Origin of the sequence: Spongiimicrobium salis (assembly GCF_043678055.1) — a bacterium.
GTDB classification, from domain to species: Bacteria; Bacteroidota; Bacteroidia; order Flavobacteriales; family Flavobacteriaceae; genus Spongiimicrobium; species Spongiimicrobium salis.
Map to the genome: position 1 here is coordinate 371966 of NZ_JBHEQA010000002.1, position 25841 is coordinate 397806.

The window sequence follows — 25841 nt, forward strand, 5'->3', positions numbered from 1 at the left end:
AAGTCTCTTGATTTACAATCAATGGGCTATAGTCTTACGGTCTATTTCAATTTTCCCAAAGATTTTGCAACTAATACAGAGACACAGCTGTCCCCTGAGATATTTACCACCGTTCTGCACATGTCCAAAGGACGGTCAACAGACATGATCAACGCTAGGGCCACAGCAAGTTTGGTAGAGGGAAAGCCCACGGATTCCAAAACAATCACCAACATAATGATCCCTGCACTTGGTGCAGCAGCGGCTCCAATGGAAGCTAAGGTGGCAGTAAGCACAATGGTCAACTGATCGGCAATATTTAGATCGTGCCCCATGACCTGACACACAAAAATGGCAGCAATGGCTTGCATAAGACTTGTGGCGTCCATATTAATGGTAGCTCCTACGGGACAAACAAAACTGCTGATTTCCTTTTCTACGCCCAAGTTCTCTTCCACACATTTCATGGTCACAGGAAGCGTTGCCATACTGGAGCTTGTGGTCAAGGCCGTTAATTGTGCAGGTAAGATGCCCCTTATAAAATGAAATGGATTTCGTTTTGTATACGCCATGACCAATAGCATATAGAATACTACCAATAGGAACATTCCAAACAAAAGTACGCCAGAATAGCTGAGCAATGCAACGAAAAGTTCGCCACCGGTAGTTTCCACGATCAATGCAGCGATAAGCGCGACTACACCGTAGGGTGCAAAAAGCATGATTAGATCTACCGCCTTTAAAATGGCATCGTTGGCAGCATCCACCAAACGTTTTACTGGAGACACTTTGGTGGCAGGCAAAATAAGCATACAAATACTAAAAAGTACCGTCACAAAAATGACTTGAAGCATATTGGAATTGCTATTCGCCGCTCCAAAGATGTTCTGTGGCACCAGATTTTCAATAAAATGAAGCGGGCCATTATCGCCCATATTTTGCTTCATTTCAATTTTATCGGTCATCATGGAGGTAGAGTCGGGAGACAGACTGGCCAGGGTTTCTGGACTAACATTGGAGCCTGGGGAAAATACATTCACTAAGAATAAGCCCAGCACTACGGCAAATACCGTAGTAAATAGGTAGATGACAATGGTTCTCCCTCCAATTTTGGATAAAGAAGCCATATCCTTGAAATCAGTAATTCCCTTAGACAAAGACACAATGACCAGGGGTACGGCAATCAATTTCAATAACTTAATAAAAATGGTGCCAAAAGGTTTTATCCAATCTTTTACCAAGGCCACACCGGCGGGGAATTGTGCTGCAATTAGACCAATGATTACCCCCAAAATCATCCCAATGAGGATTTTCCAATGCAATGCTAATTTCTTCATAAATAAGGAATGCTATTTTAAAGCGACAAAAGATAGGAATAAAATACGCTTTGGATGTATTTTTAACTATAGAATACGCACGTACCATCGCGTTTCACTTTTAAGTACCTTTGTCCTATGTCTAAATCATTACTTTTTATTCCTGACATTTCCGGATACACCAAGTTTATACAAACCACAGAGATCAATCATAGTCAACATGTAATTTCCGAATTGTTGGAAGTCTTGGTTAGTGCCAATATTTTGAATTTGAAGCTAGTGGAAATTGAAGGAGACGCCTTATTTTTTTATAAAGAAGGAGATGTCCCGTCCCAAGAAAATCTGCTGGCACAAATAGAAGGGATGTTTACGGCTTTTCACAGTCATTTGGAATTGCTCAAAAAGAATAGGATATGTCCTTGTAATGCCTGTGCAACCGCACCTGATTTGGAATTAAAAATTGTGGCCCATATTGGGGATTTGCAACATATTCAGGTTCAGGGGAATCGCAAACCTTTTGGAAAACATGTGATACAGGCACATCGCTTGCTTAAAAATTCCGTGGATAGTCAAAACTATGCCTTAGTGAGCAAAGCCTTGGCCAGTGAGATAGGATTACCGATATATTATTACAGCAAATTGTTTCGCTTTAGAGAGGGAGCGGATACCTATGATGACGAAGAGATCCCGTATATTTTTGCGGTTATTGATCAGGAAAAACTAAACCTTAAAGGCTTTGTGGAACCAAAAAAAGTAGGTTTTGATTTTCCACCTCAACTCATTCTTAAGGAACGCTTTGAGGTTTCGGCAGAAACCTTATTGGAGGCCATCACCAACTATACCACAAGGCATCACTGGGCCGATAATGTAGACAAATTTGAATACAATGAAAATGAAGTTACGCGCATTGGTACGGAACATATCTGTGTAATCAATGGCAAACATCTTAATTTCACGGCGATAAGCAAAGATGTTGAACCCGGAAAACTGGTTTATGGGGAATTGGCGACAAGTCACCCTATTTTTGATGAATTCAATAATTTTTTCGTGATTACACCTTTATCGGGAACTTCCTGCGCCCTAGAAACCGAATTGTATTGGAAGGTAAAATCTCCTTTAAAAAGAATTATGCTGTTTCTTTTTCTCAAGAAAAAAATAGAAAAAACCTTTATGAGGAACTTGAAACAGCTGAAGCATTTTGTAGAAACCGAAGGCGTATGATCCAATATTTCCAACAAAACTGTTTAAAGCATAGATTTATATTTATATCAGAGGGGTACTTCTAGAGTCTACCAATTTTTCCTACCTTGTTACGGACTAATTTTATACCTAAAACACATTATGGAATACCTCAAAAAATCATTGCAGCTACTGTTGCTGCTGGGCAGTATATGCCTTATGCATGCCCAACAACTAAAATCGGAAAATTATAGCGGACTGGACTTTAGAAATTTAGGTCCGGCTTTGACCTCAGGAAGAATTGCCGATATCGCCATACATCCGGAAAATGAAAATATATGGTATGTGGCCGTGGGATCTGGGGGCGTATGGAAAACACAGAATGCGGGAACCACCTGGACCCCAATTTTTGATAAAGAAAATAGTTATTCCATAGGTTGTATTACCATTGATCCCACGAATTCAAGAACACTTTGGGTAGGAACTGGAGAGAATGTAGGAGGGCGCCATATGGGGTTCGGTGATGGCATATATGTAAGTCATGATGATGGAAAAAGCTGGAAAAACATGGGATTGAAAAATTCCGAGCATATTTCCAAAATTATCGTACACCCCAACGACCCAAATACGCTTTGGGTAGCATCGCAAGGGCCTTTATGGAGTAAAGGGGGAGAACGTGGATTGTATAAATCCATTGACGGAGGAAACAGTTGGAGAAGAACCTTGGGGAACAATGAATGGACGGGCGCTACAGATTTGGTGATGGATCCCACAAATCCGGATATCTTATATGCGGCCACTTGGGATAGGCATAGAACGATTGCTGCATATATGGGCGGAGGACCAGGATCGGGTATCCACAAAAGTACGGATGGCGGGGAGACTTGGACGGCCTTAAAAGAAGGTATTCCAAAGTCGAATTTGGGGAAAATAGGACTGGCAATATCTCCTTTTAACCCAAAGACCATCTATGCTGCTATTGAACTAGATCGCAAAAAAGGAGGCGTCTTTATGTCTACAAATCAGGGAGCTTCTTGGACCAAGCAGTCCAATGCCGTATCCGGAGGTACCGGACCCCATTATTATCAGGAATTATACGCTTCTCCCCATCAAGAGGGACGTCTGTATTTAATGAGCAATACGTCGCAGATATCAGATAACCATGGGAAGAATTTTCGTTTCATGAACGAAGATAAAAAGCATGTGGATAGTCATGCAGTAGCCTTTAAAAAAGATGATCCCAATTATATTTTATTCGGAACAGATGGTGGTTTGTATGAAACTTTTGATTTGACCAAAACATGGCGTTATATCCACAATCTGCCCTTGACGCAATACTATAAAATTGCGGTGGACGATTCGGCTCCTTTCTATAATGTATATGGGGGAACTCAGGATAATGGTTCCCACGGGGGGCCTTCCAGAACCTTGAGTGAGGCAGGAATTCGAAATTCGGATTGGTGGATTACCTTGGGGGCAGATGGACATCAATCGGCGATAGAACCCGGGAATCCGGATATTACCTATGGGGAATTTCAACAGGGATGGCTATGGAGAATAGATCAAACGACCGGAGAAACGGTATTTATTCAACCACAACCGGCTGCAGGAGATCCCTATGAACGTTTTAACTGGGATGCCCCAATACTGGTAAGTCCCCACAATCCTAAACGGCTCTATTTTGCTTCCTATCGCGTATGGAAATCAGAAAATAGAGGGGACGATTGGAGTGCCATTTCAAAAGACCTGACCAGAAACCAAGAACGTTTGTCCCTTTCTATTATGGGAAAACAACAAAGTTGGGACAATCCGTGGGATGTGGGAGCCATGTCTAACTACAATACCATTACTTCCTTAGCGGAATCTCCCAAGCAGGAAGGATTGCTTTATGCCGGCACCGATGACGGTATAATCCAAGTGACGGAAAATGGCGGAAATTCTTGGCGAAAATTTGAATTGGGGCGTATCAAAGGTGTTCCTTCTACGGCCTTTGTCAATGATGTACGTGCGGATCTTTTTAATGCCAATGTAGTATATGCTGCCTTGGACAATCATAAATATGGAGATTATAAACCCTATCTTATTAAGAGTGTCGATAAAGGAAAATCATGGACTTTGATGAATGGGAATCTCCCTAAACGCCTTTTGACATGGCGCTTGGTACAAGATCATGAAAAAGAAGATCTACTCTTTGCCGCTACGGAGTTCGGGGTCTATTTTACCAATGATGGGGGCAAGAATTGGATACAACTTAAAGGAGGATTGCCTACCATATCTATTCGGGATATCGCCATACAGCGCAGGGAAAATGATCTTGTCCTAGGATCTTTTGGAAGAGGTATTTATGTACTGGACGATATGAGTCCTATTCGTCAATTCAATGCCTCCATGTTAAATAGGGAAGCCACCTTATTCCATACAAAACCGGCCTATTGGTATATTCAGAAAGATGAAATTTATGGACAGGGCAATGCGGAGTATGCCGCAAAGAATCCCGATTTTGGAGCTATATTCACCTACTTCTTGCCCAAAAAAGTAAAGTCACTGAAGGAGGTACGTCAGGAAAGAGAGAAGAAATTAACCGAACAGAAAGCTTCCATTCCATTTCCGGGCTGGGAAGCCTTGGAAGCCGAAAAAAATCAAGATTCCGTATTGATTTTATTGACGATTAAAGATAATAAGGGCAAGGTGGTCAATACGGTCAAAGGAACGAATAAGAAAGGTTTTAACCGAGTAAGTTGGGGATTGGATTATACCGATAGGAGTGGAGAATCTTTGCGCACAAATGCACAGTTGGGACGTTTTTCTGGAGGTGGTGCTTTGGCTACCCCCGGAACCTACACCATGACCCTTTCCAAGCAAGTTGATGGCAAAATAAGTGTTTTGGCAGAACCCCAGACCTTTGAAGTGAAACGCCTAAGAGAAGGAGCACTTAAAGGTGCTTCCTATGAGGATATTAACGCGTTTAGGGAAGCTTTGGAGCAATATCAACAAGATGTAACGGCCGTAAACACCATATTGGATAAAAACCGCGCCAAAGTAATTACGATGCGCAGGGCATTGTACAAGGCAACGAATCCTAAGGAGGGATTGTCCGACCAACTTCATACGGTTACCCAACAATTGCATGAATTGGATAAAATTATGAATGGGAGTGCTGTTAAAGGTGAAGTAGGGGAACGCAACCCTCCAGGGCCAGCTGATGGGGCTTTTGTAGGGGCCGTTGCATTGGGCAATACCTATGGTCCAACACCAAACCACAAAAAGGCCTTTGAGCGAGCTAAAAAGCAACTGAATGCCTTTAAAGTACAATTAAAAGAAATCACCAATGTCGTATTGCCTTCCATTGAAAGAGATTTAAGAGCTTCTGGAGCCCCTTGGATAGAAGGCCAGGGATTCATTGATAACTGATAAAAGTTGTTGCCGGGAATATAAAAAAGGGATTATAGCTACTATGAACTGTAATCCCTTTCTATTTTTATAGGGTAAGGTTACCTTTTTATAAAGATACCAAAGAGCTCAGAACCCGCTCTTTCGGGGATGGAATTGTAAGATTCTTCAAAAACTTTTACTTTAAATGAAGCTTTTAAATAGTTGAAGTAAAGCATTTTATCTCCGCCAAAGGGCCTTTTTTCCATATCTCCGGTCAATGGGATGTTAAACCATAGGCCTACTAATTTTCCTTTTGGAAGCAACAACTTTGCCATGTGTTCCACATAGGCCATTCTATTGGCATCTGTTGGAACAAAAGAACAGAAAAAGGTTTGCTCAAAAATAAGGTCGTAATGACTATCATGGGTGAAAAAATCACCTAAAAGAATATGATCTTTAGGAAAGCTTGGATTACGTTCTTTAAAATCTTGAAGAGGCAAGGGGGAAATATCAAGAATAAATACATTGGAAAATCCATTTTGGTGTAGATACTCTGCTTCATACGCGTTTCCCGCACCTGGGATTAGAATACGAAGGTGTTTATCTTTTAATTGATCAATATATGTTTTTAAAGGGGTAGAGGGATATCCAATATTCCAGCCAGTACGTGCTTCCTGATAACGTTGTGTCCAATAGGTTTCTTCTTTCGCGTTGCTCATAACCCACTATTGCTTATGGTGATTCCTATAGTTTACTGCCAATATTTTTGAAATTCCTCATAAAAAGTCAAGGTTTCCATGGACTCCATGCGATCGATAAGGAGAATACCATTGAGATGATCCAATTCATGTTGCGCTACAACGGCAGCAAAACCGGAAAGTTCCTGTGTATACGGCCTGCCAGTCTCATCGTAGGCCTTCAGTTCAATGTGAGCATGTCGTCTTAATTTCCCTCTAATATTTGGAATGGACAAGCAACCTTCCCAACTGTCTTGCCATTGATCATCCAAAGGGGTAATACTTGGATTAATAGCGGTATACAAGGGGAAAGATTCTTTATTGGGATAGCGTACATTATCTTTCATTTCCATTACAAAAACACGTTCCATGACAGCGACTTGAGGTGCTGCTATTCCAGCGCCACTTTCCATTCGCATGGTATGGATGAGGTTTTTCAGAAACTCCCGAAATTCAGGAGTAGAAATCCGTGAAAGCGATACTTCTTTAGACAGCTCCCTGAGTTTGGGGTTGCCCATTTTTATCACGTCCAATTTAGGCATTGCATTAATTTTTAAATTAAAAGTATTAAAAAATCCCCATAGTAAGTACTATAAGGATTTTTCATAATGGGATATCTCTAGCTATATTAAACTCTCATCAGCAGAGGCCACGTAGCTCGCAGGAACTTTTTGGTCGTTTAAACGTAAATATACGCCCAATTGTGCCCTGTGATGTACGGTATGGCTAATGATGAGGTTCCGTAAAGCCGCATATTTTGGTGCTTCAATATAAACAGTTTCCCCGTTTTTCAGCGTCCAGGAATCTTCTAGGTTTTCAACAGCCAAGGCATCAATGGCATGCAGGGCATTGGCTACGTTTGCTTCAAAAGTGGTGATTACCTCGGCTTTCGTGGTCAATTTTTTTGGAGGGGCCTGGGTTGCAAAATCAAAACCTTCCATTCCGGTAATCGCAGGAACCCAACTAGGAATTTGAACCAAGTGATTGACTAAAGTTCCAAACTCCATGGATTTCTCATGAGGTCTATAACTGAATTTGTCATCATTCATGGATTCAAAGAAGCGTTTTGTCGTATTCATTTCATTTTGAAAATCTACTCTAATACTTTCCTTTAATGTCATTGTAGTGTTTTTTTTGAAATTTGTGATTTTAGATTTTTAAGGTATTGCAGCTAGTATCCTAGCCATACGTAAACAGTGGGTCGTCTAAATGAGGAGGAGATTACAGTCTCACAACCGCAATACAATCAAAAAAAGTCAAAATCACCTCCCTAAGGGACTTAAAAATTGTTTGAGCCAACTTGATCGTTCTTGACTTAGATAAATGGGGTTCTCTGAAATAGGGTGAAGTAGTAACTGTAACTGTCCTGGTTTATAGGGGACTAACTTTTCTATAGCTTCTATATTAACCAGATATTGTCTGTTTAAACGAATAAACCTTGTAGGGTTCAATACCTTTTGCAATTGGTTCAAGGACTCGTCCATGGGGTACGATTTTCCATCGAAGCATTGGGCAAAAACCAATTCATCCCTATAAAAATACGCAATATCCTGTGTTTTTACCGGATGCAAGCTGCGACCTGATTTCAAAAGAAAACGCTCGTTATAATTCGCTTCTTTATGGGTATTGATCGCTTGAAACAAGTTCATGTTTTTTAAAAACCAAGCTTCGGGATCTTGGGGTAACGTGGCTTTGAATTTGTCTAAGGCGTTATGTAACTCTTCTTGGGAAATGGGTTTTAATAAATAATCTATTCCGGTTGTTTTGAACGCTTTAATGGCATATTGGTCATAGGCCGTGGTATAAATAATAGGACAAGTCAATTCTACTTCTTCCATAATATCAAAAGCAAGTCCATCGGAAAGATGTATATCCATAAAAATAAGATCTGGCGATGTATTATGCTGCAACCAAGCAATACTATCGGTTACCGTGGCCAAACTTGTGATAATATCAATGGGCTTGGGGTATTGGGCAATAAGGCCCATAATATGGTGGCGAGCGCTCTGCTCATCCTCTATGACTATAGCTTTAATACTCATGGCGAACAGGATATTAGGGGGATTGAAACACTAAAAGATGCTTTGTCATTTGCAATCACAACCTTTTTATCCGTAACAAAACGGTATCTTTTTTTAATGTTCTTTAAGCCTGTTTGGGAAGTAGGTTCCATACGCTTAGGGTTATTGTTATTGCTTATGGTCAATTGATGTTCATTTGCCGAAAAGGCAATGTCTAAAGGAAAGGAGGTATCTATTCTATTGTGTTTTATAGCGTTTTCTATCAGCTGTTGAAGGACTAAGGGAGGGACACATTTTTTTTCAAAAATTTGCCCTCGAATAGTGTCCGTAACCCGTAAGTCATCGCCGTAGCGTTGTTGGATAACTTCTAAATATTGTTTGGCCATATCGTACTCCTGACGAACGGGGATAAGTACCTTTTCATTGTTCTGTAAAATATAACGATGTACCGAAGCCATATTTTTAAGAAAACTTTTGGCATTGTGTGGGTTATCATCGATAAGGTAATAGAGTGTATTAAAATTATTGAACATAAAATGCGGGTCCAATTGGTTTCTCAATAGGGAAAGATTGGCATTGGCGATTTCTTTTTTAATTTGTTCGTTCTCAATATAGGAGGTATAGTACTGATGCTTCCAGTACAGCGCAAACTGAATAAAAGCAAATATAATGGACATGGAAAACCCCATAAGGGCAGCAGTGACCATATGCGATAACATGGGAACCTCGCTGCCGTTGTAAAAATGATCTCCCCACTTAAATCCATAAAAAAGAACCGAATAACATAGGGTGCCGGCCAAAATGCTTCCCACTAAAACCAGGCTGTGCTGTAGAATGTTCTTGTTAAAAAAACCGGCATTATACAGCTTTCTCTGGAATCTATTTACGGTTTCCAAGGTGAGATAAGCCATCAAGAGTAATAGTAAACTAAAGATAAGATCAATTCCAGGGGATTCTTTAAATTTCGATACGACCCAAATAATGGTATACAATAATATGGCAATGATTGCGGCGATACCGATGCGCCAGTATTGTGGTATTTTGGGTGTGATATTGGTCATAGCTTAGTGGTTCAGTTAACACAAACCACGATAAAAATAGGAATTTGAGGGAAATGACAAGAAGAAAACAAAGCATTCTATACCGTATTTTAGGGACTTTATAGGTCAATTATACGCATTGGGGCATCATTTATTTCTTCTTATGGCCTGCATATCAGCTTTGGGAAATTTAAGAAAGAAGCGCCTGAGAGAATCGGATATCTTTGGAAATAACAACCGAAACCGAATTTATCATGAAAAAAACACTCTTTGCCCTGGGATTTGTAGCAATGATCAGTACAACACTTGTTAAAGCACAATCCAAACTCCATATTTCGGAACATTTATTTCAAGTAGATGCCTTGAATGAGGAAAAATATATCTCCTTTACGAAAAAACAGCTCAAAGGGAGTCAATTTATTCTTATTGGGGAACAACACGGTATAAAAGAAGTAGGCGTATTTACCAATGCAATGTACCGCTTGGCAGAAAATTATGGGTACAAAACCCTTTGTATAGAAACGGATGCTCTGGCCGCAGAAAAAATTATGACGTTATCCGATGGTGTCAACACATTGGATAAAGCAAGAAAACTATATGGAGATTTTCCTTTTGCCATTCCGTTTTATGGAAACGAAGACGATTATGAACTTTTTAAAAAGGTAGTACAAACACAAGGGAATATTTGGGGAATAGATCAAACCTTTATGGTTCAATTTCGAATGAACTTTGATCATATTTCCAAAACCACAAAAAGCAAAAAATTAAAGAAAAAAGTACTCGAACTAAAATTAAAAGCAGAGCGTGCATTTGAACAGGCCTTGGCTACTAAAGATTTTAATGGGAATTATATTTTTCAATATGACGAAAGTACCCATACTGAATTGCTGGATTTAGCGGAGAACGAACAGGAAAAAGAGGTTTTTAGACAATTCTGGAAAACAAAAGAAATATACGCCTATAACAACCTTAGTAAGGAATACTACAAGAACAATAATGTGCGCGGGCAATTGATGAAGGAGAATTTTATGCGCTATTATAGAGAAGCCGAAAAAAACACCGCTACTCCTAAAGTAATATTTAAACTGGGAGCAAATCATGCCGCCAAGGGATTAACAAGAACCAATATTTACGATATTGGGAATTTGGCAAATGAGCTGGCCATTAGCCGTGGCAATACCTCCAAACATTATATGGTCGTGGGACTTTCCGGTAAGGCAACAACAGGAAACCCCTTTACTCCAGACCCGGTAATTTCATTTGATAATTCAAAACAACTACCCAAAGAATTACAGGACATGCAAGCTACATTCACAAAGAAATATATAGTTCTGAATGTAGCGGCTTTACGTCCGTATGCCTATGGAAAACGCTATTCAGAAGACCTTAAAAAACTTATTTTTGGCTATGATGTCCTGGTTCTGGTGAACAATGCAGAGGCGGTACGCTCGTTCTGAAAATCCTGGGATTTTGTTTGCTATTGTAACAATTTCTTGGCCGGCTTAAAATCGGACTTTAGCTGCAGCGCTTTTTTGAGTGCAGCTTGAGAGGCTTCGGTATCGCCTTCATGTTGTTTGAGCAAAGCCAATCTGTAGTATGCCCAATGTTTTTTTGGTTGCCCATCGGCCGGACTATGCTGTATAAAGTATTCAATATATGTTATTGCGGTGGGAATATTTTTTTTGGAAACAGAAGCTACTTTGGCGTATTGATAATGGCCCACCAAATAATTGGGAACTTCTTTTATGGAAGCCAAACTGTATTGAAATGCCTTATCATAGGCTTCCATTTCAAAATACACATTAGAAATCCAATACCATACTTTTTCGTTTTTTGGATCTAGTTGCAGTATCTTTTTGTATTGGGTAAGGGCTTCTTTATAATCTTCATTGTTTAAATGGATACTGGCTAAAAGGGCATGTCCTTTTACGGAGTCATAACGAATGACTTCCAATGCCTGTTTTTTGGCTTTACTGGTACTGCCCCCTGCAATCACAGGGGCATTCATATAATAATTGCTCAATAAGATCCTCGCATCAACATGTGAAGGTTGTAGTGCTATGGCTTTTAACAATGCTTTCTTTGCCTTGCTGGCAATAGAACCTTTTTTAAAAAAATTGTCTGTAGCATTCAATTTGTCAATATAGGCCCTTCCCATTACATAATGATACTTGGCATTGACGGTGTAAGCCTCCTCTTTTGTACTTAGAAGGGCAAGGGTTTTGTCGTATTGACCTTCATCCAATAGGTGTTCGGCTTTTTGCAATATGCCGTTTTGACCAAAGACCAGGGTTTGAAACCCTAGGATAATGCTAAGGAATAAGAATTGCTGTGTTTTCATTGCTTTAGTTTTTTAGGAAAGGAATATTGATTTTCGATGGATATCTTTTGGAATGATATACCGTTTGTTGCGCCTTTTTGAGTATAAGGGCTTTCAAGGGTTCAACCTCCGTACTGGGGTTCCTATTGAATTTGGGATAATTACTGCCACTGATCTGTAAGCGCAGCCGTTCTCCTTTGGAAACGCTAAAGGCAATAGCACCCAATTCAATGCTAATTGAATTTACTCCCGCTTGTAATGCTTTAGGGGATATTCGTTGAATACCATCAATAATATTACGCGAGACCCCGCTTTTGTCCACCAAGGTGAGCTTAGCCGTGAAATCTGCACTTTTCCCAGTGGTTTCTACAAAGAGATCAACACTAATGTCTCCAGCAATAATGTTGTCCTCTTCAAATACAGGTGTTGTAAACAAAAGCACATCTTTGCGCTCTTCAATTTGCTGTTGATTTTTTATTCCTATTTTATCCGAAAATAGGAAGAAGTTTGCTCCTCCTAAGGTGGGTGTAGGAGTGCTTGGATCGTATTCAAAAGTACTTGAGGCATCTAATTCTTGTGGGATGGAAAGTGAAAGTTCATTGCCATCGTTTAGATAGAACGGGGAAATACGATTTTGAGGCGGCCATTGTTTGGCAGATTTCCATTGATCTAAAAATAGAACATAGTACCTAATATTCCCTTCCATGCCCATGTCAAGAGCTTTTTGATTTAAGGTATAATCAAACCAATACGTCACTTTTGCTAAAAAAGCAGGAATGGTCATTTGTCCTACATTTGGAATTTGATAATCGCCTAACTCAAAGTATTCATCGTAAATTTGATTGTGGTACCAAGGCCCTAAAACTAGGTGTTGTTTTGATTTAGAGTGTACGTTTAATGCGGTATAGGCATCTAGGGTCGACGGTGTAGTGAAGTCGTACCAACCATTCATATGGAAGATGGGGACATCCACATTGCTGTAATTGAACGGAGCCGCCAATTCCGTCAATGAAATTTTTGAACCATCGCTTCTTTTAAATAATGCTCCACCTCCTGGAATAGCCTCTTTTAAAGGCGTATGCGCAAACATTTCATCCAAATCTGCCCCAGCTTCAGAAAGGAGGGAAGTTTGCCCGTCGGAAAGTAACCAAGGAATAATGAGCATTTGATGGAATGCCCCGCCCGGATAATTTACTTTGCTACCGTCTATCCAACCCGAAAGATTGAAAATTCCTTTTAGGGCCGGATGACCGGAATCTGCCAAGCTCAGGGCACAGAAACTAAGATAAGAGGAACCCCATAGACCAATGCGATGATTGCTCCATTTTTGATGATTCATCCAATCCAGGGTTTCATAACCATCTTTTTTTTCGTTCACAAAGGGAGTAAAGACACCTTTAGATGCCCCTTTTCCACGTACATCTTGGACCACCACAGCAAAACCATGTGTGGCAAAATGTACAGCAAAAACGGAACTTCCCTCTTTTCCATAAGGCGTTCTTATGAGTATACTGGGATGGCTACTTCCTGTAACGGGAAGATAAAGGTCGTGGGCGAGCAGCGTACCATCGGACAATTCCATCTCCTGATCAGGAATTACTTTATAAGAAGCCAACTGTGCAAAGACAGGGCATTGAAAATAACAGAAGACAATGATGATGAAGCGTATACGATGCATAGGCGTGATTTTGCCCTACAAAGATGAATAGGCCGATTTAGTTTTAAAAAAAAGAGTGGTAAGCGGAGCCCTTATGTGGTAATTTCAAGGGATTGTGGGTAAATGACAAAGAAAATGCATTTCGCCACAGTTACAACCTATGCTTCCAAAGCCGTTTTAAGATTGGCAATATAAGTTCTAGAAACGGGAATACTAAGATCTTGATCGATATAAAGTTGCATTCCCTGTGCATTTCCTGAGACTTTTTGAACATAATTTAAATTTACGACATAAGAGCGATGTATCCTTAAAAACGGTAGGGACAATTGGGAAACTACTTCCTTTAAAGGAGTTCGTATCAATTCGGAGGGAACAATGGCTTCGGCATCGATCTTATGGAATACCTGAATATAATTGTCTTCAGATTTGATATAGACCACGGAAGCAGCTTCAAAACGATGGATGTCTTTCTTGTTGAGTGGATAAATATTCAACATACCTTCCTGTGGAGTACGATTCAAAAGTCCTGTCAGATTTTTACCGGCATTCCTTAGTTCTTTTTGAAGCGCTCTGGTATATGAAATCAGGGATAAGATAAAGGTGGGAATCAGTCCTACCAAAATGGCGTTCTGAAATACGTCCAGAAAAAGCGTCCAACTTAAAAGGGGATTACCATTCAGATAATTTTGTATGAGGTGGTGTACAAAGGCAATTAGGATGATTAAAAAGAGATATCCAAGGATAAAATGATAGAAATAATAATGCTTCAGTCCAGCAAGTTTATTGATCCATGGGAAAATCCATTGAATAGCGATAAACAAGGCCATAAAATAGGCTATGGAAAAGAGAAGGAATACCGCATACTTGCTGTAGTCGCTGGTCTGAAATTGAAAGGGTTCCAGAAATACAAAAATGAGGTAAATAATCCCAATTCCGAGTCCCAAGGTTTTGGCCACTTCCAAGGTCTTGACTTCCCTTTTGGGAATAGGTTGACACAGTAAAGTCTTTACATCGATCATACTACAAATATAAGTGTATGTTCTTTAGGTGAGCTACCTTGGATCAGCGGTCTTTTAAACGATATACAAATTTAAGGCCACTCCAATCGGCATCTACGGCGGCTACTTTTACGTCCACAAGTCCAATTCCTAACATATAGCTTCGTATAGGCTCTCGTTTTAAATCTGTTAGAATCTTTGAGGCTCCTTTAGGCCAACTTACCCATAAGAGACCATTTTTCTTCAAGGCATTCTTATAAATCTTCCCCACTTTTTCCAAATCTTCCATATGTGTACAGAAGATATGGATGAAATCGGTATTCTCGCTAACAATTTCTTTTGGATACTTTAAGCCTTCGGGTAAATCGGAAAACAAGTCAAAATAGTGTTTTGGAGCTTGGTACAGTAGTATGGAATAGCCCTCTTTTATGCCCAGTTTTTTGGCTAAAGGTGTTCCAGAATATCCAGCGGTTGTCATAGGATTGCTTTTTGTTAAGATAAAAAGAATATATGAATAAACTTTTTGTTCCCATTAAAGATGAATAGTACATAGGGCGCATCCTGCTTTTTAGTAGATTTACAAAAAAGAACCAAAAGATATGTCTATGACACAAGAACAATTGCGCATTGCTATAAATGCTCTTTTTAATGCCCTTGAAAATGAAGTAAAAACCTATGAAACCAGCCCAGAAGATTGGAATATTTGCCAAGGAAATGTTGCGGTATGTCTTATTACGGATGATGGGGACAGCTATGGTCGGTTTTTTGGCCATGATAAATTGCTACAGCGTGCTTCCTACGCAACAGCTTATAAAAAGGCGAGTCAAGTTTGGATTACAGGATATCATACCAATGATTATGAAAAAATGGTATTTGACGGGCAGGTTGATCCAGAGGAGTTTTCCCCCATTGAATTGCCCGATTTGATTGGATGGCTTGGAGGACAACGTTTGCAAATGAGCGATACCATTACGGTTTCGGTTGGGTTTAGTGGATTTCGAGGATTTAATGATGTTAAGATCGTTAAGGATGCTTGGGAGCGCATAAAGGATAGTTTTTAAGGGCTATGGTTCCTAAATAGTGCAGTTTGATAAACAATGATATAGCTGCTAATATGGAGGCTGAGTCGCTTAAATTTGGTATACCCCTACCCGTTAGGACGTTTCTTTTTTGAGCTTTTTTTATTTTGAAACAAAAAATAAAAGAAAGAATTGTCCCCGGCGGAGTATACTAAAACGTCTATATAGTATAAACTTTAAAAGGTAGTGAAATGGATAAAAGAGTAGTATTACTTGTGTTATGTATGCTGTTATGGGGGCAGGCGGCCTTGGGACAAGAGGTTTTCCCCAATACAAAACGGTATGATTCCATTGCGGGGAGTCCAAAAGCTAAGATAGATGCAGTAGCTTGGATCGCAGGACATTGGAAAGGAGAAGCGTTTGGAGGGGATATTGAGGAAGTTTGGACGCCTCCTATGGGAAATGCCATGATGTGCGTATTTAAATTAGTGGTTCAAGATGAAGTACAATTCTATGAAATATTGACTATTGTAGAGCAGGAAGAGAGTTTGTTGCTCCAATTGCGACATTTTAATGCCAACCTTCATGCTTGGGAAGCCAAGGAAGAAACCATAGATTTTAAATTAGTAGAAGTAACTGATGATAAAGTATATTTTAACAGATTTACCTTTGAACGGGAAGGGACAGATACCTTGAACGTATATGTGGTATTTACCAATGAAGGAAAAAAAACAGAAACAAAGTTTACTTACCAGCGCGTTATTCCAGGTTCTTAAAAATTGCGAGTATGTGAACCTTAAAACAAGTATGAATACAAACCATACAAACCATGAAAAACAATCATATTGATTACATTGAATTTAAGGCAAACGACTTAGTCAAAACCAAAGCTTTTTATCAAAAATCCTTTGGGTGGACCTTTACAGATTACGGGCCTACCTATATTGCTTTTGAGGACAGTGGGGTTTTAGGGGGCTTTGAAAAAACAGAAGACCCTATTGTGAATGGGGTGTTGATAGTACTTTATCATAAAGACCTTCAGGAAATTCAGGCTAAAATTACCGAAGCTGGTGGAAAAATAGTGGTGCCGACCTTCTCTTTTCCGGGAGGGCAGCGCTTTCATTTTACCGATCCCAGTGGAAATGAATTGGCGGTTTGGTCGGAATGATGAAAACCTACAAATCCGGTAACTTTTATTGAAATTGAAGTGAACATGGAGGTATTCTTTTTTATAGGAATCGTTATTTGTGCCTTTTTGGCATTACTCATTTTCAACAAAAAAGAGAGGTCTACAAGCGATACTATTCTTGGAATATGGCAGTTGGTATTGGTCCTCCATTTTGGTTTATTGTATATACGCCATTCAGGCTTGATTCAGGAATACCCTCATTTTATAGGATTGGACACCCCATTTGTGTTGGTGCATCTGCCCTTTATCTTCTATTATACGAAAAGTATTGTAGGTCGTAGCTTATATTTTTCAGGCTATCTTAAGCACCTTCTGCCTTTTGTGATCATGATTGTGGTATTGGGCATTACCTTTTATTTCAATAGCGGAAATGAAAAACTGACCTTATACAATGCGCAACTGGATGGACAAAAATTGTATTCCATAGCAGATATTGTTTTATTGTGCCAATGTCTATACTACCTTCCATTCTCCTATGTACTGGTGCGATCACGAACTAAAACCTTAAAATCCAGCTATTCCAATATCGATAAAATGAACCTTGCCTGGTTGGAAATGCTATTAAAAGGCGCTAGTATTTATTTCGGCATGATTTTTATTTTGTATGCTGTTTACCTGAGTACAAGTTTCAACAACTTTGGACTCTTAAGTAAAATAAATGTACTGAGTTTCTGTATTTTTCAGCTCTTACTGGGGTACTTTGGAATACGGTATACCCCAATTTTTTCTGAAATAGATCTAAAGGGAAAAGTACATCAAAAATACAGGAAAACAGGTTTGGATGATGCGGATGCGGAATCAAGATTCAAGGAGCTCCAGACCTATATGTCGGTGCACAAACCCTATAAGGACCTAGAACTGACTTTAAATGCCTTGGCACAACAATTGGGGCTTTCGCCTAATCACTTGTCCCAAATCATCAATCAATTCGCCAAAACCAATTTTTATACCTATATCAATACCTACCGTATTGAGGAAGTAAGTAAATTGTTGCTTGATCCAAGCCAAAATCAGTATAGCATTTTGGGATTGGCCTATGAGGCTGGCTTTAAGTCCAAATCCGTATTCAACGCACTTTTCAAAAAGGTGAAGAAGACCACTCCTTCCGCATATCGGAAAACCTATAAAAAATCATAACAAATTGCCCATGCGTATGGGCACGGACTTTGGTTTTGAAAATCCAATTTATGTTTGTGCAAAACATAGGATATGGATCGAACAAAAATTTCATTTCAGCAAAAAATTGCTGATACACTTCGCAATAACAGCGTGTTTACCATTCTAAGTATTTTTTTGCTTGTTGGTTTGGGTGTACTTGGGCAAATAGGATTTCTATTGTCTATTGTCCTTATCGCAACACTGTATTATCTGCAAAAAACAACTTGGGAGAAGATAGGATTGGGCAGGCCTAAATCCTGGTTAAAAACAATTGGCCTAGGGGTCTTACTGACATGGGGCATTTTAGCTTGTTTTCATTGGTTTTTGACTCCCATGCTCCTAGAGTGGTTTCCAATGGCTACTAAAGATATAAGTCGTTTTGATACCTTAAGAGGAAATGAATGGCTATTGATAGCTGCTATTGTAAGTTCGTGGATTACCGCTGGTTTTGCTGAAGAACTTATATGGAGAGGATACATTCTTAAACATACGGCCTTGCTTTTGGGGAACACCTCATTCTCATGGGGTTTTAGTCTCGTGTTGAGTGCCTTGGCCTTTGGAGCACTACATTTTTATCAAGGCCCCTTGGGCATGTTGCAAACGGGCCTTGTAGGCATGATTTTAGGAATTATCTATATATGCAATGGAAAAAAGAACCTCTGGTTGAACATCCTCATACATGGCCTGATAGACACCATCAGTATGATCGGATTATATTTAGGGAGTATTTAATTTTTACTTTCGATAAATGTATTTAAATTATTGTATTACAATTACTTGAAAATAAAAAATGGACTCCTATAAAAATACGAACCCATTTTTATGAAGGGCTGTAGCCCTATAATTTCATTAGTGTATGCACTCCATTTTCCAATCCATACAAGGCTTCGATTTCCGCTTCGGTCAAATCTCTATTGTATATGGAAAGTTCATCCATTAAACCAATATAACCTAGTCCGAGATAGATATTGGATTGATCCAATTCCCAGGTGAAGGGATCTGAGATATTGGAGCGTGTTCCTTTCAGTTCTCCGTTCATATACAGGGAAGCTGTTCCGTTAGCAGTATTCAAATGCGAGAAATTAATGAGAATATGCGTCCATTCGCCTTTTCCAAAAGGAGGGTTTTTCACTGGAGCCAGCTGCTCAATAAAGCTTGAGTTTTCATTATCGGGACCTTCTGGATTCGGATTCCATACCTCTCGATCTCCGATAACGCCCAATCTAAAATCTCTAGGGTTTTCCTTGGTGAAATCTACCCAAATAGCGGCATCGTTATAACTGACATCCGTGATTTGAATAGGGTCGCAATAGCCTGGTTCTAAATCGGTAGCAGGATCTAAATTCAACCAAAAAGAAATGGCGCCACTCCAATCCTTGGTGTCATAAGCAATATTTTTGGTACTAGGGTAGTAGATATTTCCAGGACTACGTTCCGTGTATTTCAAGGCATCACCAAAAAGACCTTCTCCCGTGGCAATACTAATATCGGGTTTGTGCAAGCCCGCTTGGGCAGAATCTCTTGCCCTTCGATTGGGTACCGTATATAGTTTTTCATCGCCCAATGCAAAGTCGGCATCAACACCAGTATCAAAGGATGCGTATAGGGTCAGGGCTTCCATTAAAGCCACATGGGTTTGATTTTCAGTAGTTTCTTTAGCTTCCGGGGCTTCTTTTTTTGTTTCCTTGCAGGAGGTAAAAAGTGCCGCTCCGCAGAGCGAAAGGCATAAAAAAGTTTTGCGTATTGAAGTAGTTATCATGTTCTTATAGTTTAATGGTGATAAAAATACGGATTATCGAGCGATATTTTTGGTTCCCATAGTAGTAAAAATAAATACAAATACTACATTTATAGCAGCGAAAGGACTTCATTATATAGCCTTTGATCACTTGAATAAAACACATTGAAAATCAATACAGAAATGGTAAAAAAAATTAATTGGGACGAAGTACCAACAGAGCAGGTAACGGATAAAATGGAACGTAAACTGATTTATGGAGATAAAGTCATGATCGCCCGTATGAAATTTAAGGATGGTTTTCTAGTGCCATTACATCATCATATCAATGAGCAGGTGACTCAAGTGACCAAGGGCACTATGCGTTTTTGGTTTGGTGCCAATAAAGAAGAAGTTATGGATCTGCATGCTGGGGATGTGGTGGTAATTCCTGCAAACTTGCCGCATGAAGCTTTGATGATCGGGGATGTTGAGGAAATTGATACCTGGACACCTATCCGTGAAGACTGGTTGGATGGTACGGATGATTACTTAAGAAAATAAATATGGATTTAGGCTTAAAAGATAAAATAGCCTTCATTGGAGCTTCCAGTGATGGCTTGGGAAAGAGTGTGGCCCTGGAAATGGCAAAAGAAGGAGCGCATTTGATTATTTGTGGAAGGAATGCGGATCGTTTGGAGAATACCAAAGAAGAGATCAAAGCAGTAGGAACGGGGAAGGTTTTGGCCATACAGGGCGATTTATCCCTTGCTGCGGATCGAGAACGAATGCTTTCCGAAACCTTAAAGGAATTTGGCAAAGTAGATGTTCTGGTGACGAATACTGGCGGACCTCCATCCGGAAAATTTGAAAACTTGTCCCAAGAAGATTGGGATAATACCTATCAACAATTATTAGGGAGCACGGTGGCCATTATTCGTGGTTTTTTACCCGGAATGCAAAAACAACAATGGGGAAGAATTATTGCCATTACTTCCCAGGCCGTAAAACAACCCGTGGCCAATCTTATATTATCCAATGCTGTAAGAGCTTCCGTGGCTGGCTTGTTAAAAACCTTGGCCAGTGAATTGGGAGAACACAATATTACTGTGAACAACGTCATGCCTGGATATACACAGACTAGTCGCCTAAAAAATCTGATCGCTGCCAATCCAGCCTTTGCGGAAGCCGTTGATGAAATTCCTTTGAAACGCTTTGGGAATCCCGAAGAGTTTGCGGCTGCCGTTACCTTTTTGGCCAGTGAACGCGCCAGTTATATTACCGGTGTTTCCTTAGCTGTTGATGGAGGTTGGATCAAACATATTTTATAGATGACGCGCATAGATGTAAAAGACAAGGTGATATTGCTCACCGGAGCCTCCGATGGAATAGGGAAGGGGGTGGCCGATTATCTCATGACCATGGGGGCCAAAGTGGCAGTGCATTATAATCGAAATGAAACCTCTGCCCAAGAGCTCGTTCAAAAATATCAGAACGGTTCCAAAGCTTTTCAGGCAGATTTATCCAATGAACAAGCCGTTACGTCACTTTTTGATGCTGTTACAAGTCATTTTGGAAAAGTAGATACACTTATCTTAAATGCCGGCGTATTTTTAAAACATTCCTCTCATTTGGATACTGGGGATTGGTATAAGGTATGGCGAAAGACCCTTGCCATTAATTTGGATGCCGTTGGTTTATTGACCAAAATGGGGATCGATCATTTTAGAAGGCAAGGGGAGGGGCGTTTTATTTATATAGGGAGTAGGGCAGTATTCAGAGGGGAAACCGAAGAATATTTGGCCTATGCGGCCTCCAAAGGCGGACTGACTTCCTTAGCGCGAAGTGTGGCCCGATCTTTCGGGAAAGAAAACATAAAGTCCTTTGTGGTTTCTCCTGGTTTTACCCGTACCCAAATGGCAGAACAGTTTATTGAGACCTATGGGGAGGAAAGGGTTCTGAACGAAATCGCTTTGAATACCTTGACTACACCTCAAGATTTGGCGCCTATGATCGCCTTAATGTGCAGTGGACTTATGGATCATGCCACTGGTGCGACCATTGATGTCAATGCAGGGAGTCATATTCGATAGCAGAGCAATTTGATTATTGCATGTCAGTTCGAGTGTTTTTGATGAGCGAAGGGAAATCAAAAATGTATCGAGAACTATGTCATACCTCATGCGGTTCTCGATACATCACGCTTAGGCGTGACACTCGAACTGACATTGGATTGGTCAATTCAGTAGAACTATGCTCTGCGAAGTTTGCAGCTTCGTAGCGATAACTTCTGCCTCACATTACAATGACACCCCTAAAGTCCCCTCAAGGGGACAATATTTTAAAGTGCAATTCATAGTCAGTTCGAGTGTTTTTGATGAGCGCAGGGAAATCAAAAATGTATCGAGAACTATCTCACCTCGCTCTGCGAAGTTTGCAACTTCGTAGTGGTAACTTCTATCTCAGACACTACAAAAACACCCCTAAAGTCCCCTCAAGGGGACAATACCTTAAAGTGCAAGTCATAGTCAGTTCGAGTGTTTTTATGGAATGAAATGAAATATAAATGCACTTCTGCAAGCTCAGTAGCACTATCGAGAACTATTCTGTATTTGATGGGGTTCTCGATACATCACGCTTAGGCGTGACACTCGAACTGACATTGGATTGGCAAGCTCAGTAGAAGAGCTGCTGTCCATTGAATCTTATTTGCCCTAGTACAATAAAAAAGAGACGGCCATAATCCCAAAGATGGCAATAGGCAATACCACAAGCATATAAATCATCATTATGGTACCCGCTTTCAACATAGCGCCCCACCATCGACTTTTATAAAAATTAATCAATGCAATAATGAGATATACCATGCAAAACAGGAAGAAGAGTGTGGTGATCCAATTGACTAGGGTAATGATATAGTCCAATAGGAGTAGGAGACAGAAGGTGGTAAAAAGGAAGGTGAAAAAGTAAAAACTAAATACCATATGGTGTGCAAAAATGCCTCTTTTCCAGTAAAAGATTTTCAGTAAAAAGGCAAATAAGGGTAACATGAAAAACATGGCAATGGGAATAGTATCGTACAGAGCTTTTAAAATACCGCCCCCACGCTGCTCATAGAATTTTAGCATTTGGGTGTAAAATCGTTTGGTTAAAGCCCCAGCGTCGTTTTCCATGCCCATGGCCGCCAATTTATCCGCTTCACTGGCATTATGTAGAATTAAGGAATCCAGCACGTTTCGGTTAAAGGTAAATGAAACATTGGGAGCCCCTTGTTCTTGACTGATTACAGAATCCAGACGTTGTAATTCCTCATCGGGAAGTCCTTCGATATTGTCGAGAATTATTTTTTTGGTCTTAGCGATCTGCACAGAATCCTTTTGTACCTGTAAAGAATCCAGGATGGTCTCTTTTTGAAACCCCTTTTTCAAAGCATCGGATACCTTATTATCCGCTTTTCGAACACTAAAGGAAAACAGGAAAAAGAAAACCACGGAGATAAAGAGGTAAAACTGTGCCGGATGCAAATAAGAAAGGCGTTTTCCATCTACAAAGCGTCTTGCCAGGACCCCAGGCTTTAACATCAAGGGAACAAAACTTCGAAAAAACCTTGCATCAATAGAAAAATAATTACTGATGGTATTACTGAAGAGGATACCAAAGGTCAATTTATCGGCTACTTCCTGTCCGCAGTGGGGACAATAGTCAAAAGAGGCATCAAAAAGGCGTTCACAGTTTTTGCATGAGGTGGTCTTGGTCATTGGTTCAGCTTTACGCGATAATCGAGATTTAAATGTTCTAACGCCTGCCTGCCGGACAGGCGTTGGAATATGATATAAATTCTTCGTATAACTGCTTCGTGGTCATACCACAAGGCAGTTTAACTAAAAGTACAAAAAGAATTTAAAATAGCTAATAATGCGCAAGGCCATCACCTTCTCACGGCCTTGATTAATCCAAACCTCCTTTTCTTGTTGCTTTTCGTGGAGTAGGCCACTGCCTTGCTTCACCAGTTCTTCGGTCTACAGGTAGCGTGGCTTTATCACGTGGCGTAGTTTCAGGATCTTCACTGGCCATATAGGCTAAGATCGCGGTTAGTATGGCATTATTGCGAATATCATCAAAGACGATTTTATCGTAGGTATCCCTATTGGTATGCCAAGTATAGTTCCAGTACGACCAGTTTAAGGAGCTTAAACTAAAGGCAGGAGCTCCTGCTGCCTGAAAAGAAGCATAGTCCGATCCTCCGCGAGCGGGAGCCCCGGGAAACTGAGTTTCTATATGTTGTGTGATCGATTCCGGAACAGCAGCCAACCAGCGGGTCAGATAGTCATAGGCGTGTAAAAAACCACCTCCCGAAAGGCGAACCACTCTGCCCGTTCCGTTATCCTGATTAAAAAGTGCCTGAACCCCTTTTACGACCTCCGGATGATCTTCCACATAGGCTCTGGAGCCGTTTAAGCCCTGTTCTTCACTGCCCCAATGTCCCACAAGAATCGTACGCTTGGGGTTGGGGTATACTTTCTTGAGGATACGCATGGCTTCCATCATGACAAGGGTACCCGTACCATTATCCGTAGCGCCTGTACCGCCATCCCAAGAATCAAAATGTGCAGAAAGAATAACATATTCGTCTGGTTTTTCCGATCCTTTGATTTCTGCAATGGTATTGAAGGTGGGTACTTTTCCCAATTCTTTGGATTGGGCAACGATTTTAATTTTTGGTCGGTGTCCCGAGGAAACTAAACGATACAACATGCCATAATCCTCCAATTCCAGATCCACCGTCGGTATTTTTTTGGTGCGCGCACTAAAAATTTTATTGACTCCAAATCCTCTGGACCAGTTGGAGGCGACAAGCCCAACAGCCCCTGCTTTTTCCAATACAGGGATGATCGTACGTGTATTGTAGCCTGTGCGCCTAATATTGGCACGCCATTCCTGGGTTTGTTTTTGCCGATCTTCCTTCATTTTGGTAAAGGATTCTTCCGTAGCAAATTCTTCCCAGTTATAATCAGGGCGCCCTGTAGGTTGCTCCATAGAGATCATGACCAACTTTCCCTTTACGGAAGGTAACCAGCGCTGAAAAGCAAGCGAGTCTGCAAAATTTGGAAAGACCACCAATTCTGCCGTCACCCCTTTACTGGAAGTACTGGGATTCCAGGCCAATTGTGTACCTTTAAGGCTTTGTACCCTAGGGTACACCATATCAATATGGGTAATACCGCGTTCCCATCCACGCCATTCTCCCCATTGCTCGTTTTTGGCAGAAATTCCCCAATCCGCATATTTTTTTACCGCCCAATCGTGTGCCGTTTTCATTTGTGGAGACCCTACTAATCTTGGACCAATAACATCCAATAGTTCGTGTCCTAAATTTTCCAATTGGGAATTGTTTACCGCTTCCGCTACGATAGCACTGGTAACGTCCTTATCGGTTTGTGCGTGTATACTGAGACAGGTGAAACTAAAAATAAAGAAGAAAATATTGAATCGAATTTTCATGTAGATCTAATTTTGCATTAAAGATGTTGCAAAATATAGATTTTAAATGGATGATTACTAGGAATAGGCTGCTAATTTCAGCTAAAGAAGAATGCGTACGAAAATTATAAAAAAAGGTAGGAGTATACTTAATGGTATTTCTCCTACCTATCTCACTTGAAAAAAAAATAAAAACATTCAAAACGGGTATGCTAATCTGGTTTACGCTCTGTGTGTGTCAAAGCGATTCTTTCTACTATCCTTGAGGGTTGAAAAAAAAGGATTTGTTCTGGATGTTATGGCGGTTTCCCTAATAAAAGTTTGCATGATCGTTAATTTTGATGATTGATGATTGATGATTGATGATTCGCTGATGAGGCGATGTTGGTTCTTGTACTTGGCTTACCTGTGGTTTCTCCAGGCGCTCCACTGAATTCGCTTGCTGTCTCTAAAACTGGTAAAGAAACGGTTACTTCTAGCTTCTGTGGGCGATTTACTGATTCGTGCTTCCATGATTGTTAATTTTGATGATTGATGATTGATGATTCGCTGATGAGGCGATGTTGTTGGTTGTTGTATTTGGCTTACCTGTGGTTTCTCCAGGCGCTCCACTGAATTCGCTTGCTGTCTCTAAAACTGGTAAAGAAACGGTTACTTC

The 25841-nt window shown here is 40.3% G+C and carries 24 protein-coding genes; 11 read left to right on the plus strand and 13 right to left on the minus strand.

What is annotated here, in order from left to right:
- Positions 1-41: 41 nt before the first annotated feature.
- Positions 42-1316: a dicarboxylate/amino acid:cation symporter gene (locus ACEXOE_RS10990; protein ID WP_394748832.1), complete on the minus strand. Its 1275-nt coding sequence runs from the start codon at positions 1314-1316 to the stop codon at positions 42-44.
- Between the two features lie 117 nt (positions 1317-1433).
- Here ACEXOE_RS10990 and ACEXOE_RS10995 point away from each other — a divergent pair, with 117 nt between their 5' ends.
- Positions 1434-2516, plus strand: a complete 1083-nt coding sequence (locus tag ACEXOE_RS10995) for a DUF2652 domain-containing protein (RefSeq protein WP_394748833.1) — start codon at positions 1434-1436, stop codon at positions 2514-2516.
- Positions 2517-2636: 120 nt separating this feature from the next.
- The gene (locus ACEXOE_RS11000) at positions 2637-5885 is read left to right on the plus strand and encodes a VPS10 domain-containing protein (RefSeq protein WP_394748834.1); all 3249 of its coding nucleotides are present in this window, start codon (positions 2637-2639) and stop codon (positions 5883-5885) included.
- An 80-nt stretch (positions 5886-5965) separates the two neighbouring features.
- Here ACEXOE_RS11000 and ACEXOE_RS11005 read toward each other — a convergent pair whose 3' ends face one another.
- The 5 genes from ACEXOE_RS11005 to ACEXOE_RS11025 all read right to left on the minus strand — a co-directional run bounded on the left by ACEXOE_RS11005 (position 5966) and on the right by ACEXOE_RS11025 (position 9665).
- A complete protein-coding gene (locus ACEXOE_RS11005; protein WP_394748835.1) occupies positions 5966-6565 on the minus strand; it encodes a methyltransferase domain-containing protein in 600 nt (199 codons plus the stop codon).
- Positions 6566-6597: 32 nt separating this feature from the next.
- Positions 6598-7125 carry a peptide deformylase gene (gene def, locus ACEXOE_RS11010; protein WP_394748836.1) on the minus strand — a complete coding sequence of 176 codons (528 nt, stop codon included), beginning with the start codon at positions 7123-7125 and terminating at the stop codon, positions 6598-6600.
- Positions 7126-7206: 81 nt separating this feature from the next.
- Positions 7207-7704 carry a DinB family protein gene (locus ACEXOE_RS11015; RefSeq protein WP_394748837.1) on the minus strand — a complete coding sequence of 166 codons (498 nt, stop codon included), beginning with the start codon at positions 7702-7704 and terminating at the stop codon, positions 7207-7209.
- 141 nt (positions 7705-7845) lie between these two features.
- Positions 7846-8625: a LytR/AlgR family response regulator transcription factor gene (locus ACEXOE_RS11020; protein ID WP_394748838.1), complete on the minus strand. Its 780-nt coding sequence runs from the start codon at positions 8623-8625 to the stop codon at positions 7846-7848.
- Positions 8622-9665: a sensor histidine kinase gene (locus ACEXOE_RS11025; RefSeq protein ID WP_394748839.1), complete on the minus strand. Its 1044-nt coding sequence runs from the start codon at positions 9663-9665 to the stop codon at positions 8622-8624. Before ACEXOE_RS11025 ends, ACEXOE_RS11020 begins: the two co-directional genes overlap by 4 nt.
- 233 nt (positions 9666-9898) lie before the next feature.
- On the opposite strand from ACEXOE_RS11025, the gene ACEXOE_RS11030 reads away from it, so the two are divergent.
- Positions 9899-11101 (plus strand): hypothetical protein, encoded by a 1203-nt coding sequence (locus ACEXOE_RS11030; RefSeq protein ID WP_394748840.1) that lies wholly within the window; start codon positions 9899-9901, stop codon positions 11099-11101.
- A 20-nt stretch (positions 11102-11121) separates the two neighbouring features.
- Here ACEXOE_RS11030 and ACEXOE_RS11035 read toward each other — a convergent pair whose 3' ends face one another.
- From ACEXOE_RS11035 to ACEXOE_RS11050, 4 genes are all read right to left on the minus strand, one after another.
- A complete protein-coding gene (locus tag ACEXOE_RS11035) occupies positions 11122-11985 on the minus strand; it encodes a tetratricopeptide repeat protein (RefSeq protein WP_394748841.1) in 864 nt (287 codons plus the stop codon).
- A 4-nt stretch (positions 11986-11989) separates the two neighbouring features.
- A complete protein-coding gene (locus ACEXOE_RS11040) occupies positions 11990-13642 on the minus strand; it encodes a CocE/NonD family hydrolase (RefSeq protein ID WP_394748842.1) in 1653 nt (550 codons plus the stop codon).
- 137 nt (positions 13643-13779) lie between these two features.
- Positions 13780-14640 (minus strand): LytR/AlgR family response regulator transcription factor, encoded by an 861-nt coding sequence (locus tag ACEXOE_RS11045; RefSeq protein WP_394748843.1) that lies wholly within the window; start codon positions 14638-14640, stop codon positions 13780-13782.
- A 43-nt stretch (positions 14641-14683) separates the two neighbouring features.
- Positions 14684-15097 (minus strand): DUF3052 domain-containing protein, encoded by a 414-nt coding sequence (locus ACEXOE_RS11050; protein ID WP_394748844.1) that lies wholly within the window; start codon positions 15095-15097, stop codon positions 14684-14686.
- 127 nt (positions 15098-15224) lie between these two features.
- Between ACEXOE_RS11050 and ACEXOE_RS11055 the strand changes: the two genes are divergently transcribed.
- From ACEXOE_RS11055 to ACEXOE_RS11075, 5 genes are all read left to right on the plus strand, one after another.
- Entirely contained in the window at positions 15225-15680 is a 456-nt protein-coding gene (locus tag ACEXOE_RS11055) for a hypothetical protein (RefSeq protein ID WP_394748845.1), read from the plus strand.
- Between the two features lie 209 nt (positions 15681-15889).
- Positions 15890-16414 (plus strand): DUF6265 family protein, encoded by a 525-nt coding sequence (locus tag ACEXOE_RS11060; protein ID WP_394748846.1) that lies wholly within the window; start codon positions 15890-15892, stop codon positions 16412-16414.
- A 53-nt stretch (positions 16415-16467) separates the two neighbouring features.
- Positions 16468-16806, plus strand: a complete 339-nt coding sequence (locus ACEXOE_RS11065; protein WP_394748847.1) for a VOC family protein — start codon at positions 16468-16470, stop codon at positions 16804-16806.
- A gap of 45 nt (positions 16807-16851) precedes the next feature.
- Positions 16852-17964: a helix-turn-helix domain-containing protein gene (locus ACEXOE_RS11070; protein ID WP_394748848.1), complete on the plus strand. Its 1113-nt coding sequence runs from the start codon at positions 16852-16854 to the stop codon at positions 17962-17964.
- A 72-nt stretch (positions 17965-18036) separates the two neighbouring features.
- A complete protein-coding gene (locus tag ACEXOE_RS11075; protein ID WP_394748849.1) occupies positions 18037-18717 on the plus strand; it encodes a CPBP family intramembrane glutamic endopeptidase in 681 nt (226 codons plus the stop codon).
- 106 nt (positions 18718-18823) lie between these two features.
- On the opposite strand, the gene ACEXOE_RS11080 is transcribed toward ACEXOE_RS11075, so the two are convergent.
- Positions 18824-19744, minus strand: coding sequence for a LamG-like jellyroll fold domain-containing protein (locus ACEXOE_RS11080; RefSeq protein ID WP_394748850.1), 921 nt, complete (start codon positions 19742-19744; stop codon positions 18824-18826).
- Between the two features lie 162 nt (positions 19745-19906).
- Here ACEXOE_RS11080 and ACEXOE_RS11085 point away from each other — a divergent pair, with 162 nt between their 5' ends.
- From ACEXOE_RS11085 to ACEXOE_RS11095, 3 genes are read left to right on the plus strand one after another with little or no spacing between them, the layout of a single operon-like run.
- A complete protein-coding gene (locus ACEXOE_RS11085; protein ID WP_394748851.1) occupies positions 19907-20266 on the plus strand; it encodes a cupin domain-containing protein in 360 nt (119 codons plus the stop codon).
- Between the two features lie 2 nt (positions 20267-20268).
- Positions 20269-21033 (plus strand): SDR family oxidoreductase, encoded by a 765-nt coding sequence (locus ACEXOE_RS11090; RefSeq protein WP_394748852.1) that lies wholly within the window; start codon positions 20269-20271, stop codon positions 21031-21033.
- Entirely contained in the window at positions 21034-21795 is a 762-nt protein-coding gene (locus ACEXOE_RS11095; protein WP_394748853.1) for an SDR family oxidoreductase, read from the plus strand. It abuts the gene before it with no gap.
- Positions 21796-22416: 621 nt separating this feature from the next.
- On the opposite strand, the gene ACEXOE_RS11100 is transcribed toward ACEXOE_RS11095, so the two are convergent.
- The gene (locus ACEXOE_RS11100) at positions 22417-23460 is read right to left on the minus strand and encodes a DUF3667 domain-containing protein (RefSeq protein WP_394748854.1); all 1044 of its coding nucleotides are present in this window, start codon (positions 23458-23460) and stop codon (positions 22417-22419) included.
- A gap of 190 nt (positions 23461-23650) precedes the next feature.
- A complete protein-coding gene (locus ACEXOE_RS11105) occupies positions 23651-25204 on the minus strand; it encodes a M20/M25/M40 family metallo-hydrolase (protein ID WP_394748855.1) in 1554 nt (517 codons plus the stop codon).
- Between the last annotated feature and the right edge of the window lie 637 nt (positions 25205-25841).

Excerpts from the sequence above, each read along its gene's own strand:
- ACEXOE_RS10990 (WP_394748832.1), bottom strand. The coding sequence starts at position 1,316 with ATGAAGAAATTAGCATTGCATTGGAAAATCCTCATTGGGATGATTTTG.
- ACEXOE_RS10995 (WP_394748833.1), top strand. The coding sequence starts at position 1,434 with ATGTCTAAATCATTACTTTTTATTCCTGACATTTCCGGATACACCAAG.
- ACEXOE_RS11000 (WP_394748834.1), top strand. The coding sequence starts at position 2,637 with ATGGAATACCTCAAAAAATCATTGCAGCTACTGTTGCTGCTGGGCAGT.
- ACEXOE_RS11005 (WP_394748835.1), bottom strand. The coding sequence starts at position 6,565 with ATGAGCAACGCGAAAGAAGAAACCTATTGGACACAACGTTATCAGGAA.
- def (WP_394748836.1), bottom strand. The coding sequence starts at position 7,125 with ATGCCTAAATTGGACGTGATAAAAATGGGCAACCCCAAACTCAGGGAG.
- ACEXOE_RS11015 (WP_394748837.1), bottom strand. The coding sequence starts at position 7,704 with ATGACATTAAAGGAAAGTATTAGAGTAGATTTTCAAAATGAAATGAAT.
- ACEXOE_RS11020 (WP_394748838.1), bottom strand. The coding sequence starts at position 8,625 with ATGAGTATTAAAGCTATAGTCATAGAGGATGAGCAGAGCGCTCGCCAC.
- ACEXOE_RS11025 (WP_394748839.1), bottom strand. The coding sequence starts at position 9,665 with ATGACCAATATCACACCCAAAATACCACAATACTGGCGCATCGGTATC.
- ACEXOE_RS11030 (WP_394748840.1), top strand. The coding sequence starts at position 9,899 with ATGAAAAAAACACTCTTTGCCCTGGGATTTGTAGCAATGATCAGTACA.
- ACEXOE_RS11035 (WP_394748841.1), bottom strand. The coding sequence starts at position 11,985 with ATGAAAACACAGCAATTCTTATTCCTTAGCATTATCCTAGGGTTTCAA.
- ACEXOE_RS11040 (WP_394748842.1), bottom strand. The coding sequence starts at position 13,642 with ATGCATCGTATACGCTTCATCATCATTGTCTTCTGTTATTTTCAATGC.
- ACEXOE_RS11045 (WP_394748843.1), bottom strand. The coding sequence starts at position 14,640 with ATGATCGATGTAAAGACTTTACTGTGTCAACCTATTCCCAAAAGGGAA.
- ACEXOE_RS11050 (WP_394748844.1), bottom strand. The coding sequence starts at position 15,097 with ATGACAACCGCTGGATATTCTGGAACACCTTTAGCCAAAAAACTGGGC.
- ACEXOE_RS11055 (WP_394748845.1), top strand. The coding sequence starts at position 15,225 with ATGACACAAGAACAATTGCGCATTGCTATAAATGCTCTTTTTAATGCC.
- ACEXOE_RS11060 (WP_394748846.1), top strand. The coding sequence starts at position 15,890 with ATGGATAAAAGAGTAGTATTACTTGTGTTATGTATGCTGTTATGGGGG.
- ACEXOE_RS11065 (WP_394748847.1), top strand. The coding sequence starts at position 16,468 with ATGAAAAACAATCATATTGATTACATTGAATTTAAGGCAAACGACTTA.
- ACEXOE_RS11070 (WP_394748848.1), top strand. The coding sequence starts at position 16,852 with ATGGAGGTATTCTTTTTTATAGGAATCGTTATTTGTGCCTTTTTGGCA.
- ACEXOE_RS11075 (WP_394748849.1), top strand. The coding sequence starts at position 18,037 with ATGGATCGAACAAAAATTTCATTTCAGCAAAAAATTGCTGATACACTT.
- ACEXOE_RS11080 (WP_394748850.1), bottom strand. The coding sequence starts at position 19,744 with ATGATAACTACTTCAATACGCAAAACTTTTTTATGCCTTTCGCTCTGC.
- ACEXOE_RS11085 (WP_394748851.1), top strand. The coding sequence starts at position 19,907 with ATGGTAAAAAAAATTAATTGGGACGAAGTACCAACAGAGCAGGTAACG.
- ACEXOE_RS11090 (WP_394748852.1), top strand. The coding sequence starts at position 20,269 with ATGGATTTAGGCTTAAAAGATAAAATAGCCTTCATTGGAGCTTCCAGT.
- ACEXOE_RS11095 (WP_394748853.1), top strand. The coding sequence starts at position 21,034 with ATGACGCGCATAGATGTAAAAGACAAGGTGATATTGCTCACCGGAGCC.
- ACEXOE_RS11100 (WP_394748854.1), bottom strand. The coding sequence starts at position 23,460 with ATGACCAAGACCACCTCATGCAAAAACTGTGAACGCCTTTTTGATGCC.
- ACEXOE_RS11105 (WP_394748855.1), bottom strand. The coding sequence starts at position 25,204 with ATGAAAATTCGATTCAATATTTTCTTCTTTATTTTTAGTTTCACCTGT.